The sequence below is a fragment of the Aestuariibius insulae genome, from assembly GCF_040783535.2.
In the GTDB taxonomy this organism is placed as follows: Bacteria; Pseudomonadota; Alphaproteobacteria; order Rhodobacterales; family Rhodobacteraceae; genus Aestuariibius; species Aestuariibius insulae.
The window spans coordinates 121,820-135,007 of record NZ_JBFONW020000003.1; the positions used below are offsets into that span (position 1 = coordinate 121,820).

Consider the following 13,188-nt stretch of genomic DNA (forward strand, 5'->3'; position numbering starts at 1 on the left):
GCGCCTTGGACGCTCGCTTATTCCCAGTTGACCTCGTTGAAGATCCGCTGGGCGGCGGGCACGTTCTTGGCCACCGCGCTCAGATCCACGTCATCGGGTTTGAAGAACCCCAGTTGCGCCACGGATGGGCTAAGGGCGACGCCGGGCACTGCCGGATATTCGTCATTCCCGGCCGAGAAGTATTCCTGCGCCTGATCGGAGGCGAGATATTCAAGGAACAGGATCGCATTCTCCCGGTTTGGCGCATTGGCCGCAACGCCTCCGCCCGAGAGGTTCATATGCGCGCCGATATCGTCCTGATTGGGAAAGACCCATCCGATCTGGTCAATGCTGTCAGAGACGCCGTCGACCGAAGTGCGGATCGCGCGGCCGAAATAGTAGGTGTTGGACATCGCGATATCGCATTCGCCCGAAACGATGCCGCGCAGCTGATCGGTGTCTCCGCCCTGCGGATCGCGGGCGAAATTCTCGGCTACGCCAGCCGCCCAGTCCTGTGCCGCTTCCTCGCCGAGATGTTCGATGATCGCGGCCAGGATCGTCTGCGAGTAGACGTTGGTCGAGGATCTGATGCAGACCATGCCTTCATATTGGTCATCGGCCAGCGCCTGATAGGTCATGGGCGGGTTTTCAACATCGGCCTTGTCGTAGAACAGGATCCGGGCGCGCTGGGAAAAGCCGAACCACTGGTTGTCGGAATCTTGCAGGTAAGCGGGGATCCGGGCCTCCAGAACGTCGGACTCTATTGATTGCAGGATACCGGCATCCTTGGCCCGCTCCAGCCGCGAGGTATCCACCGTCAGAAGGATATCCGCCGGAGAGTTCGCGCCTTCGGCTTCCATCCGGGCGATCAGCTCGTCCGCATTGCCCTCGATCCGGTTGATCGTGATGCCGCTTTGCTCTTCGAAGTCGGAATAAAGGCGTTCGTCCGTGTCGTAATGCCGGGAGGAATAGAGGTTGAGCTCTCCTTCCGCATAGACCGGGAATGCAGCCCCGGTCACAAGGGCTGCAGCAATGGTCGTGGTGGCCAGTTTCGAGCGGGTGGACATCTATCTCTCCTTGAAAGTGAGTATCTTACAATTTTTATCAGATATTACATGTCGCGCCCGATGCAAGGCACTCTTTTTCAAGACGGCGCTGAAGCTAGCCGGTTCTTCCCGGATCGGAGAAACCGAAAAGGCCGGGCGAACCGCGACCACCGGCGCCGTGCAGGCCTAGTTCGTTTCTTGGGAATTCAGGACAAGTTGTCAGCGCGCTTCAGCGGCTATTCGTCAAAGACCTGCCGGGTTGCGTCCTTGATCACCCGAAGGGGATGCGTAACGCGAGGCACTTTCATCTGCGCTAGGTCCGTCAGGCTCGTATAGCCCAGCCGGTCCATCACCGCTGCCACGCCCGGCGCAGAGATCGCGCCGGTTTCCGGGCTGTAGTCCGCATTTCCATCCCGGACGTGTTCGCAAACGCGCGGTACGTCGCCCAGATCCAGAAAGCAGCCGAGCGCGTCTAGAACCTTCTGGGGGTCCGCGACCACATCTTCATACCGGAGGATAAGACTTGAATGGAGCGCCTCCCGATCCGCCAGCGCGAGGCCGTAGGCGCCCGCCCAGTAATCCGCCAGCTCCTCGGGATGCCGGTCCGACCACTTTCCGATGGCCCGGATCCAAAAGGCGGGATGCCGGACCACGATCACGAACTGCGCCATCGGCCAAAGCTGCTGATAAAGCCGCATCCTCATGAGGTTGACGGGCGATTTCTCGACGCGCCATGCCGCCTTGTTCGGGAACCACGGGCTCCAGTCCGCCTCGATCCGGGTTCGCACCTCGAGAGTGTCGTAGCGGCTCCCCTCGATATGATGCTGATCGGGATCGGTGGCGAAATGATCGGGCCGTCCGTGCCGGGCCGTGTGGGGGATGGCGCCCTGAAGGTAGACCCCTTCGTTTTCGGGAACCGGCGCGTTCGTAATTGCGCCGACATTCGGCAGCGATCCGATCAGACGCGCGACCAGCGAGGTTCCCGACCTGTGAAGGCCGCCGACGAAGACATAACGATGCGGCATCCCATGGTGATCGCCGACAAACCCGGTCCAAGCAAATGTAGTTGGCATAACTAGGTTAATAGACTGCCAATTTTGCTCCCAGCCGGACTGGAAAGCGTCCAGGTCTGACCTCCCTCGAGTTGCGACACGTCCAGAAGAGGTCCATCCATGTTTGTAATGCACGTCGCTTTGGGCGGCTGTTTCAAAGCTCCCCCCGTCGCGTATGGCCTGACCGAAGATACCGGGGGGCATATCGCCTACGTTCTTGCCGCGGCGCAGGGCATGATCGGCCACTCTGACATCGACCGGGTCGAGGTCGTCACGCGGCGGTTTCAGGATAAGGCTTTGGGCGACATCTATTCATGTCCCCGGGAGCCTCTTTTGCCCGGTTGCGACATTGTCCGGCTGGCCACGAAGCAATCGGCCTATCTCTCAAAGGAGGCGCTCGAGGCCGAACTGCCCAGCTTCACGGCTGCCCTGATCGATTACATCGGCGATCTTGAGCGAAAACCCGATGTGATCCACGCGCATTTCTCGGACGCCGCAGAGGCGGCGCTGGAGGCGCGGCGGCGCTTCGGGATGAAAGTGCTCTATACGCCCCATTCGCTTCTTCTCGACAAGGTGGACTGCGCCGGGCCGGGCGCCCGGGCGGGCGGCGCCCGGATGGCACGGGAGGCACGCGCGATTGCCGAGGCCGATGCCATCATCGTCTCGTCCCGGGACGAGGCCGAACGCCAGGTCGCCGCCTATGGCGCGCAGGCCGAGGGCTGGACCCATTGCATTCCGCCCGGCGTTCCCGCCCGCCAGTCAGCGGCGGGCGCGGAAGATCGGGCAAGCGCCCTCATCTCGCCCTTTCTGAACGACCCCTCCCGCCCCATCGTCCTTGCCGTGGCGCGCCCCGTGGAGAAGAAAAACCTCGGCGCGCTGGTCGAAGCCTTCGGCCAGGTCGAGGAACTGCGAAACCGGGCCAATCTGGTGATCCTCGCAGGTCTCCGGCGCGATCTCAAAAGCGGATGCGCCGAACAGAACGGGGTCTTTGCGGATCTGCTGAACCGGATCGACCGACATGACCTTTATGGATCGGTCGCCTTGCCCAAACGCCACGAGATGGCCGATGTCAGCGCGCTTTACGACAGAGCCCGGCAGTCGCGCGGCGTCTTCGCGAACCCCGCCTTCGTCGAGCCCTTTGGCCTCACCCTGATCGAGGCCGCAGCCGCAGGACTGCCCGTGGTCGCGACCCGAAATGGCGGCCCGTCGAGCATCATCGAGACCATCGGCCATGGCCGGACAATCGATCCTGCCGACCCGGTCATGCTGGGCCGGGCCTGCCTTGACCTGATCCGCGATACGCGCGCATGGAACGACGCCTCTACCGCCGGGCTGTCCAATGTCGGCCGCTACTCCTGGCCCGCCTACGTGGAAAAGCTGATCGCGCTGGTCAAACGCCTCCCCCGTCAGGCCGCCTGGACAACGCAGGAGCGGGTGCTGCTTTGCAGCGATATCGACAATACGCTGACCGGCAATGCCGAAAGCAGCCGTCTTTTCGCCCGCTGGTCCGAGGCGACCGCGGTGCGGTTCGTCATCGCCACGGGCCGCTCCATCGGCGAGGCGCGGCGGGTGCTGGACAAATGGGCCTTGCCGCACCCGGAGGTCTGGATCACCTCCGTCGGATCCGAGATCTACAGCCCCGACCGGCGCGGCCGGCTGCGGCTGTCAAAGGATTGGTGCGCGCAGATCGGCGATGACTGGGACCCCGCCGGCATCGAAAGGATCGCTGCGTCGGTCCCGGATCTCGCGCCGCAGCCGCATCTTGAGCAGCGACAGTTCAAGAGCAGCTATTTCGGCTCCGCCTCTGCGGCGAAGGCCCTGAACCGCCGCCTGACCGAGGCGGGTCTGAACGTCCGGGTGATCCATTCGCATAGCCGCCTTATCGACGTTGTGCCGCACCGCGCGGGAAAGGCGGCGGCGCTGGCCCATGTCGCACGCTCACTCGGCCTGACGCTGGCCGACTGCGTCGCGTGCGGAGATTCCGGCAATGATGTCGATATGCTGGAGGATGCAGGCCGGTCGATCATCGTCGCCAATGCCTCGTCCGAGCTCGATCATCTGACCCCCAACCAACGCTGCCTGCGCAGCCCTCTGGCCCATGCGGCAGGCGTTCTGCACGGTCTTGAGACGTTCGGCCTGACCGCGCCGCCCCGCGACCTCAAGAAGATTGCAGCGGAATGAGACCGTTCGGCTTTTTCGTTCACCACCAGGGCAGGGGCCACGCAGAGCGTTGCGCCGCGCTCGCCAATGCCCTTCCGCCGGAGCGGCCGGTCACTCTCTTTTCGGCGCGCGCCGATATCTTCCCGCCCCTTAGATCCGGGATCGAGGTGCAGACGCTGCCATCCCTCTTCGAATGGCAAGGGCCGACACCGCCACCCTCCGGTCTTGCCGCTCACGACACGCCAGAGACGCTCCATTGCGCACCGCTAGGCTGGCCCGGCATCCGGTCCGCGATGGCCAAGCTCAGCGGATGGTGCGCCACCGCCGATCCCGAACTGCTGATCGTCGATGTCTCTGCCGAGATTGCGCAGCTGGCGCGCATCTGCAGCGTTCCGCATGTCTGCGTTCTGCAGCACGGCAGCCGGTCCGACCCGGGGCATCTGGCGGCCTATCGCGGGGCGGTCGGTCTTTTGGCACCCTATCACGAGGCCTTGGCGCAACCGGACTGGCCGGACTGGATGAGGACCAAGACCTGCTTTGCAGGCCATGTCGGAGCCTTGCCGCACCGGCTCGACAAGGCAACGGCCCGCCGCCGGATCGGTGTCGCAGAGAAGGCTCGCCTTGCTCTTGTCCTAACGGGTGGCGGCGGGTCCGGCCTGCATACCGCAGCACTTGGCGTCGGCGCACGCGCAACGCCGGACTGGCAGTGGATCACAGTCGGCCAGATCGAACGGGACTGGCATGCGACCGAGCCGGGCAACCTCGAACACCGCGGATGGGTCGATGAAGTGCACGCCTACATCGCGGCGGCCGATCTTGTCGTCTCCTCGACCGGGAACACGACCTGCCATGATGTTTTGGCCGCCGGTGTGCCTTGGCTGGCGATCCCCGAATGGCGGTATTTCGACGAACAGGTCGAAAAGGCTCGCGCCCTGGACCGCGCCAAGGCAGCCCATGTGCTGCCCTATCTTCCCTCCTCCGCCGAGGCATGGCGGGAGGCGTTCGCGCAGACCGCGAAGATCCATTGCGCCAAGCGTCAGACCGATCTGGCCAAGCCGGGCGCGGACGTCGCCGCCGGATGGCTCGACGCCCTCGCGACCCGGTGCTGGGCACAGCCGTCGCTGCCGCGCCCGATAGCGGCCGAATGACCCATCATATGAAGAAGGAGCCGCCCATGTCGCAACTATCGGTGCTGACCATCGCGCGAGGACGCAACGCGCATCTGGCCAACATGATCGAAGGTCTGTGCCGTCAGAAGCAAATGCCGCGCGAGCTGGTTCTCGTGGCGATGCAGGATGACCTTTATCCGATCCCGCAGACGCCTTTCCCGGTGCGGCAGATCCGAATGCCCGGGGCGCATCTTCCGCTTGCCGCCGCCCGGAACGCGGCCGCCGCCGCCGCGACGGGGGACCGACTTGTCTTCCTCGATGTCGATTGCATCCCGGCCCCGAGCCTCATCGGGGATTACGACCGCAGGCTCGGCCATTTCGGCGGTCTGCTGATGGGAGAGGTGATGTATCTGCCGCGCGGCGCTGCCCAGCCGGGCTGGAGCTACGGGGCATTCGACCATGTTGCCGAGCGGCATTCGGATCGGCGCGGCCCCCCTGAGGACGGGCTGGATCTTTGCCGCGACTACCGCTGCTTCTGGTCGCTGAACTTTGCCCTTCACCGCCGTACCTTCGAGGATGTCGGCGGCTTTGACGAGCGCTTCACCGGCTATGGCGGGGAGGATACCGACTTTGGCAAGATGGTCGACCGGGCCGGTCACCCGATCGCCTGGATGGCGGGCGCCCGGGTCTATCATCAGTATCACCCGCACCATATGCCGCCCGTTCACCATCTCGACAGTGTCCTGCGGAACGCTCAGCTTTTCGCGCAGAAATGGGGCTACCGGACGATGGAGCACTGGCTGCGCGCCTTCCGCCTCATGGGTCTTGTCGGCGACGGACCGGACGGTCTGGTCGTTCTGCGGCGGCCCGGGGCCGATGACTTTGCCCTGACCAGTCAGGATGACGGCCAGCCTTACGTCAACACCGCAACGGTCCTGCGCTATCTGGAAGCCAGAGAGACGAGCGCCGCGTCCCCCATGGTGGCCGAATAGGAGCGACTATCCCAAGGCAAGCTCGTGCGGCGCATACCGCACGCCCGGGCCTGCCTCAGAGAGCCCGTCCATCGCAAGCGCATAAAGCCGCTCGTAGCGTGTCACCATGGTCTCGATCGAAAACTGCTGCCTCGCGCGCGTATGCACATCGGCGCGCGGGATCGCGAGCGCGGCTGGGATCGCCTTGGCCAGCGCCTCGGGACTGTCATCCTCCGCATAGGCTCCGCACGGGCCGATCACTTCGCGAACGGCGCCGTTGTCCAAAGCGGCGACCGGAACGCCGCAAGCCATGGCTTCGATGGCCGCCAGACCAAACGGCTCGTCCCAAAGCGGCGTGAACAGCAGAACCGAGGCTCGGCCAATCTCATGGGCGAGGCGCCGCATATCCAGATGCCCGCCATACCGGATAGCCCCGCCAAGATGCGGCTTCACCTCGGTCTCGTAATAATCGCGATGCTCGATCGTTCCGAAAAGCGTCAGCGGACAGCCCGCAAGCCGGGCCGCCCGGACGGCAACATGAACGCCCTTGGTCGGTGTGATCCGGCCCGCCCAGACGGCCTCTCCGGTCCCGTGCGGCTGATAGGGCCATGCGGACAGATCGATCCCGTTCGGGACGACATGCGCCTCTTTCGGCGGAGCGCTCCACCAGGCGGCCAGTTGCCTGCGCGATGTGACCGTGGCTTGGCACCAGGGCGCGAGGCTGTCCTGCATCGCCCGCCGCAACGCCCCGAAAGGCGGCACATGAAGAGAGGTAAGCATCGGACGATGCGCCTGCCGCCCCAACCGGGGCGGGAACCGGTGCAGACTGTTGTTGTGGATGATGTCGAACTCTCCCGTTCGCAGGATCCTGGATCCTCGGGCGAACGCATCGTCCAGATGGGTGTTGAGCGCGTCGGTCCCGTGGAAGTCATGCCAGGGGAAATCCCTGTCGTAATGCTCCGCTACGATGGGAGCGAGCCTGAACCGCTCGTCGCTGTCGCCCGACGCAACCAGCGTGACGTCGTGGCCCCGGCCGGTCAACGCGTCAGCCAGGCTCCAGGCATGGGCTTCCATGCCGCCCATGAAGGGGCGCCGGATGGGATGCCGGATATGGGCGACGACCGCGATCCTCAACCGTTTCGGGCGGGACGCGGAGGAGGGAGGTCGAGAAAGGGATTGAGGCTGCATTCAGACCAACGACAGCGCCCCCGTTCCGGATGCGTTCCCGAGGCCAATCCACTTTAGGATCGCTGCCGAAAAGGATCGCCAAGGAAAATTTCGAATACAATCCAGATGCTTAAAGATCATTCCTCATGCGCAACCTGCGCCCGCTTTCAGAACGCCTGCCTGCACCCCATTCGAAAGACTTGATCGGGCCGGGCGCGGTCGCTTACATCCTCCCTGGGAAGACAGGGCGATGGCGTCGCCGCCGACCGCGGTCGAATCTTCCCCCATGATCCCCATCCTGTACGCCGGGATTTCGCCTTGGCCTGCGGCGCCGGTGGACAACCCCCCGGACCCCCGCGGCGGGCGACGTGAAAAAGGTGTATGACGATGGACAAATCCACAGATCCCGCAGGCGCAACGCAACGTCCCGACTTCTACCGCTTCCACCAGGGCGAGAAGACCTTGCCCTTCGCAGACGCCGAATACGAGGCGCGCCTGACCGGGCTTCGCAAAAGCATGGCGGAGCTAGGCGTCGAGGCCTGCATCCTGACATCCATGCATAACATCGCCTACTATTCCGGCTTTCTTTATTGCGCGTTCGGCCGGCCCTATGCGCAAGTCGTAACCGCCGAGGACAGCGTGACCTTCAGCGCTGGCATCGATGCTGCACAGCCTTGGAGACGCGGCTACGGCGACAACATCACCTACACCGATTGGCGGCGGAACAACTACTGGCGCGCGATCCTCTCGGTGACGGGATCGGGCCGGGTTATCGGGTTCGAGGGCGATCATCTGTCGATCGCGCAGATGGGTTTGCTCGATGACAGTCTGGCGCCCCGCGACAAGATCGATATCGCGCCCGCCACGATGCGCCAGCGTCTGCACAAATCTCCTGCCGAGCTTGAGCTAATCCGGGCGGGGGCGGCGACGGCCGATATCGGCGGATATGCGATCCGGGACGCGATCAAGGCCGGGGCGCGCGAGATCGATGTCGCGATCGCCGGTCGCGACGCGATGGAGCTCGAGATTGCACGGCGCTTCCCTCAGGCCGAATACCGCGACACCTGGGTCTGGTTCCAGTCGGGTCTGAACACCGATGGAGCGCATAATCCGGTCACCGCGCGCCAGCTCGAACCGGGCGATATCCTGTCGCTCAACACCTTCCCGATGATTTCGGGCTACTACACGGCGCTCGAGCGGACGCTGTTTCTGGACAGCGTCGACGAGGCCAGCCTCGCCGTCTGGAGCGCCAATGTCGCCGCCCATGAATACGGGATGAGCCTTCTTCGCCCCGGCAATTCCTGCGCGGAGGTCACCCACAAGATCAACGCCTTCTTCGAAGAGCGCGATCTTCTGCAATATCGCACATTCGGCTACGGCCATTCCTTCGGCGTGCTAAGCCACTATTATGGCCGCGAGGCGGGGCTCGAGCTGCGCGAGGATGTCGACACGGTTCTGGAGCCCGGGATGGTCATCTCGATGGAGCCGATGCTGACGATCCCACACGACCAGCCCGGAGCGGGTGGCTACCGCGAACATGACATCCTGATCATGACCGAAGACGGAGCCGAAAACATCACCGGCTTTCCCTATGGGCCCGATCACAATGTGATCGGATCGCCGCAGATCTAGGATATGGCCCCGCGCGCCGATCACCAGCGCGCTAAGGCAGACTGGCCCGGACTACCGGTACATCGCCTCGTAAAGCGTGATGTGGATCTGTGATCCGGCCTCGGGCCGGGCGCTTCCGCGTGCCAGAAGCCAGCCGTCCTCGCGTTCAAGGCGCGCCACGATCTGCAGGCTGGGAGAGGTGAGATCCCAATCCTCATCTGGTGCGAGGGTAAAGGCAATTCTGTCTGTCTTGCCGCTGCTCTGGATATATAGATCCGCCGCCTCCATGCCTGACGGTCCTGTCGCGGGATCCTTCAGATAGATCGCGATCCGCCCCTCAGGAAGCGCCGCGCCGCTATCTAGACCGATATCGCCTCGTAGATCCGGCGCCTGAGCGAAGGCGGAACTGCCCAGCAGCGCGGCGATCGCCGCGGCCTTGGCGGGTGTCTGGTAGGTCATCGAATTCGCCTCCTTCTGAAAATGGGTGGCCGGATCGCGGGAATGGGGAGGGACCATAGCCCCTCCCCGCAACGGGCCGCTTAGATGATCACGAAATCATCCGCCGTCAGCGCAAGATCCGTTTCGACCCGTGCGAATTGCACCGCCTCGGCCTCGCCTGAGCCGTCCACATCATAGGACAACGTGCCATCATCGGTATCATAGATGATCCGGTCATCGGCATCGAGGCTCTCGCCCCGGGCGCTCGAATGGAACGCGCCAAAGGACAAAGCGCCGTCCTCGCCCAGCTCTGTAAAGATGAAGCTGTCGAGCAGGATCAGATCCTCGGCGACTTCGAAATCCCGGATCCGGTCGACATTGTCCTCCCCAAGCTCCGTCGAGAAGCGGAACGAGTCCTCTCCGGCGCCGCCGGTCAGGACATCATCGCCCAGACCGCCATCCAGAAGGTCGCTGCCGCGTCCGCCGTTCAGCCGGTCATCACCAGCCTCTCCGGGCTGCGCAGGCTCCGGCGGGAATTCAACCGACACGTTGAGCGTGTAGGTTGATCCTTCCGGAATGGCCTCCGTCCAGCCACCTTCTTGGGATTCAGGCGTCCAGCTGCCTTCGAGGATATAGTAGGTCCCTGTCTCCTGAACGACGTGGACGGTGCTGGAATCGCGGATGCTGGTCGATCCGGGATCGCCGCCGCCGTCATCGTTCTGAGCGACGATATTGCCATCCTCGTCAAGCAGCCTGACCCAGCTGTCATGGACATTAGGATCCTCGATACCATCGATATCGATGGAGATCACCGTCCCGGCCGCCAGCTCGATGCTGTAATAGGCGCCCAGACCGTTACCCGTCGCATTGACGGTTGTGTGCGGAACGGTCGTGGAGTCGAAGATGTTCGGATCCTCGGTTAGCGAGAAGTTGTCCGAAATATCGAAGGCCGTCTCAATCGAGTTGTTCGCCGCATCGGCGTCAAGCGTCGTATAGCCTGTGCCCATGCCCAGCATGATCGGTGTTCCGTCCTGATAGGCGAAATCGCCAAGCAGGACATCATCCCCGCCTCCGCCGCGCAGAACATCGTCGCCGCCCTGTCCGGTCAGCACGTTGGCCGCCCGATCACCTCGGATCCGGTCGTCAAAGCCCGATCCCGACAGGTTTTCGATCGAAACGTAAGTGTCGCCTTCGGACCCGCCGTCCCGTAGCCTCAGATCGACGCCGCTGCTCGCATCGGAGTAGTCGGCCGTATCCTGGCCCCTTCCGCCATTGAGCAGATCGGCGCCGACGCCGCCGGTCAGGGTGTCGTCCCCGCTGCCGCCGGACAGCTCATTGACCTGATCGTCGCCGATCAGCCAATCGTCATGGAAGGATCCGACCACATTCTCGATCTCGGCCAGAATGTCGTTCCGGATCACAGTGCCCCGGCCGACGATCTGCGCCGGACCGGTGGCATCGCCCCCGCTCGCGGTGCCCTCGGCCAGGTTCACCGTCACCCCGCCATCGCTGCCCGCATAATCGACCGTATCGATCCCGTCGCCGCCGTTCATGTAGTCCTGACCGGCGCCGCCGATAATGTAGTCATCCCCGTCTTCGCCATAGAGGATGTCGCCATCCCGGCCACCATCGAGCATGTCGTCCCCGGCGCCGCCGGTGAAGTAATCTCCACCGCCCTGACCCCAGAAATGATTGTCCGCGTCATTGCCGACAAAACGGTCGATCCGGTCGTCCGAGCCGATGAGGTTTTCGATACTGTCGAACGTATCGCCCGAGGCGGTGCCTCCGCTGGCCACGTTTGTCTCCAGATTGACGAGCAACTGGAATGGGCTCTCCCGGCTATAATCGACCGTGTCGCTGCCCGCGCCGCCCCGGAAGACGTCCATGCCGTCCTGACCGCTCAGAACATCATCGCCATCCCCGCCGTCGAGAATATCGTTCCCCGCGCCGCCAAGGATCGTGTCATTGCCGCCGCCGCCATAGAGCGTGTCATTGCCATCATCGCTCTCGGTCTGATCCTCCAGATCGGCGATGGCGATCGTGTTGTTGATATCGCGGCTGGCCAACGTGTCCCGGCCCCCGATGATCAGGTCATCTCCGTCAAATCCAAAGATCGTATCGCCGCCCGCGCCGCCTTCGAGCGTCTCGCTGGTGCCATCCCCGAAGATGAGGCTGGTCAGTGTGTTGTCGCCCGCGCTGGGCTGGGGCTCTTCTCCACCGGTATCCGGCTGATACGCAGTCCCGTCCGCATAGATGATCGTCTCGACATTCTCGATCTCGCCAATGTCGATATCGTCGGACAGAACGATGACGGTGTCGTTTCCGCCATTGGCCTCCTCGCGGACGATATCGTCGATGGAGTCGACGAAGTAGATATCGTCCCCACCGCCGCCAGCCATCCGGTCCGCACCTTCACGCCCGTCAAGGGTATTGGCGCCGTCATTGCCGATCAGGATATCGTCATGCGCGCTGCCGATACCGCTTTCGATGTAGTATTCTGTCTCGTCCTCGTTATGACCGTCAAAGATCGACACGTTGTTATTGTGCCCATTGACGCTCGAAAACTGCCCGGCGCGCAGATCCAGAATGGTCCCTTCGGTCGAGCCCGAGAAATCCACTATGTCGTAGCCGCCGGTATCGTGGATGACAAAGCCGATATCCCGCTGCATCCCGGTCGAGGTCAGCTCGTAGCCGTATTCGGTGCTGTTGAACCCATAGACATTGTCGCCGGTGTTGAGGTCGATGACCTCGTAGGTCCGTTCTCCGTTCTCGTCGACAGTGGAGAAATAGGTGCGAATGACAGCTTCGATATCCCCCATCATCGGGGTCGCAGCGGACCAACGACTGCCTTCACCAACATCGATCCCGTCGAAATAGGACATGACGCTGTATTGCTGGCGGTCGTAGATCCAGGTCGCGTTGTTCAGGTAATTGATCTGCACGCCGCCCGGACCGCTGTAATTGTAAAGACCGGGATGGTTCAGGCCGAATTCATGGCCCAGCTCGTGAATGAACGTATCGAAGACGTAGCCGCCGATATCCGTCAGGTTCGGTTCGGTATCGTGAAAGCGCTGGCCGACGCTGATATAGCGGTTGCTCGAGAAGGCGCTGCCATCGCTCGGCTCGCCGATTTCGGGGCTGACGATCTCCATCCAGTGGATTTCGGGATCGAACGGCGCGTCATCGACAATCTCGAATTCCAGCGGTGTCACCGCCGCCCAAACCTGCAACGCCCCGATCGCGGCCTCCTGATATTCAGGATGATCGTTCAGCTCAGTGACGTTGATGACAAGCGGCTCTGCTGCGATCTCGGGTGACAGGCTTCGGGGCAGCGCGCCGAGGTAGTCGAGATACGCCTCGTAGTCTTCGCTTTTGCCGAATGTGTTATCCGGCGTCTGGTCATTTTCCCACCACGGATCGCTCGCATTGTCGGTCTCGAATTGTGCATTGACTGACCCGTCTCCTGCGACCGTGGCCGCGTCGCCCGATGCAGCGGGATCTGGGTCACCTTCTTGAAAAGCGTCCAGGTCGGCTATCGTGTCTAGAAGGGCCGTTGCGACACCCAAATTCGTCTCATACCCAATCGTTTCAGAGCCAGTCTTGCCAAGCGAAGGTTCATTCGCGGGGCCGTAGCCCATTTCACACATCATGCACA

At 63.0% G+C, this 13,188-nt stretch carries 9 protein-coding genes; 4 read left to right on the forward strand and 5 right to left on the reverse strand.

Going from position 1 to position 13,188, the window contains the following annotated elements:
• Positions 1-17: 17 nt before the first annotated feature.
• Both AAD018_RS09630 and AAD018_RS09635 read right to left on the reverse strand, forming a co-directional pair.
• On the reverse strand, positions 18-1,046 hold the full coding sequence (locus AAD018_RS09630; RefSeq protein ID WP_367316290.1) for an extracellular solute-binding protein: 1,029 nt from the start codon (positions 1,044-1,046) through the stop codon (positions 18-20).
• A gap of 215 nt (positions 1,047-1,261) precedes the next feature.
• Complete coding sequence (locus tag AAD018_RS09635) at positions 1,262-2,098, reverse strand: sulfotransferase family protein (RefSeq protein WP_367316289.1); 837 nt, start codon at positions 2,096-2,098, stop codon at positions 1,262-1,264.
• A 99-nt stretch (positions 2,099-2,197) separates the two neighbouring features.
• Between AAD018_RS09635 and AAD018_RS09640 the strand changes: the two genes are divergently transcribed.
• From AAD018_RS09640 to AAD018_RS09650, 3 genes are read left to right on the forward strand one after another with little or no spacing between them, the layout of a single operon-like run.
• Complete coding sequence (locus tag AAD018_RS09640) at positions 2,198-4,258, forward strand: HAD-IIB family hydrolase (protein ID WP_367316287.1); 2,061 nt, start codon at positions 2,198-2,200, stop codon at positions 4,256-4,258.
• Entirely contained in the window at positions 4,255-5,385 is a 1,131-nt protein-coding gene (locus tag AAD018_RS09645) for a glycosyltransferase (RefSeq protein WP_367316286.1), read from the forward strand. Before AAD018_RS09640 ends, AAD018_RS09645 begins: the two co-directional genes overlap by 4 nt.
• A gap of 26 nt (positions 5,386-5,411) precedes the next feature.
• Positions 5,412-6,338 carry a glycosyltransferase family 2 protein gene (locus AAD018_RS09650; protein WP_367316285.1) on the forward strand — a complete coding sequence of 309 codons (927 nt, stop codon included), beginning with the start codon at positions 5,412-5,414 and terminating at the stop codon, positions 6,336-6,338.
• A gap of 6 nt (positions 6,339-6,344) precedes the next feature.
• On the opposite strand, the gene AAD018_RS09655 is transcribed toward AAD018_RS09650, so the two are convergent.
• Positions 6,345-7,451, reverse strand: a complete 1,107-nt coding sequence (locus AAD018_RS09655; protein ID WP_412005236.1) for a glycosyltransferase — start codon at positions 7,449-7,451, stop codon at positions 6,345-6,347.
• Between the two features lie 420 nt (positions 7,452-7,871).
• Here AAD018_RS09655 and AAD018_RS09660 point away from each other — a divergent pair, with 420 nt between their 5' ends.
• Entirely contained in the window at positions 7,872-9,116 is a 1,245-nt protein-coding gene (locus AAD018_RS09660; RefSeq protein ID WP_367316283.1) for an aminopeptidase P family protein, read from the forward strand.
• A 51-nt stretch (positions 9,117-9,167) separates the two neighbouring features.
• Here AAD018_RS09660 and AAD018_RS09665 read toward each other — a convergent pair whose 3' ends face one another.
• Entirely contained in the window at positions 9,168-9,611 is a 444-nt protein-coding gene (locus tag AAD018_RS09665; RefSeq protein WP_367316282.1) for a hypothetical protein, read from the reverse strand.
• A gap of 23 nt (positions 9,612-9,634) precedes the next feature.
• Positions 9,635-13,171, reverse strand: coding sequence for a M10 family metallopeptidase C-terminal domain-containing protein (locus tag AAD018_RS09670; RefSeq protein ID WP_412005237.1), 3,537 nt, complete (start codon positions 13,169-13,171; stop codon positions 9,635-9,637).
• Positions 13,172-13,188 lie beyond the last annotated feature (17 nt).

Bases quoted from the DNA above. Each gene is read 5' to 3' on its own strand.
- AAD018_RS09665 (WP_367316282.1), bottom strand. From the start codon at position 9,611: ATGGTCCCTCCCCATTCCCGCGATCCGGCCACCCATTTTCAGAAGGAG.
- AAD018_RS09635 (WP_367316289.1), bottom strand. From the start codon at position 2,098: ATGCCAACTACATTTGCTTGGACCGGGTTTGTCGGCGATCACCATGGG.
- AAD018_RS09670 (WP_412005237.1), bottom strand. From the start codon at position 13,171: ATGGGCTACGGCCCCGCGAATGAACCTTCGCTTGGCAAGACTGGCTCT.
- AAD018_RS09645 (WP_367316286.1), top strand. From the start codon at position 4,255: ATGAGACCGTTCGGCTTTTTCGTTCACCACCAGGGCAGGGGCCACGCA.
- AAD018_RS09650 (WP_367316285.1), top strand. From the start codon at position 5,412: ATGTCGCAACTATCGGTGCTGACCATCGCGCGAGGACGCAACGCGCAT.
- AAD018_RS09660 (WP_367316283.1), top strand. From the start codon at position 7,872: ATGGACAAATCCACAGATCCCGCAGGCGCAACGCAACGTCCCGACTTC.
- AAD018_RS09630 (WP_367316290.1), bottom strand. From the start codon at position 1,046: ATGTCCACCCGCTCGAAACTGGCCACCACGACCATTGCTGCAGCCCTT.
- AAD018_RS09640 (WP_367316287.1), top strand. From the start codon at position 2,198: ATGTTTGTAATGCACGTCGCTTTGGGCGGCTGTTTCAAAGCTCCCCCC.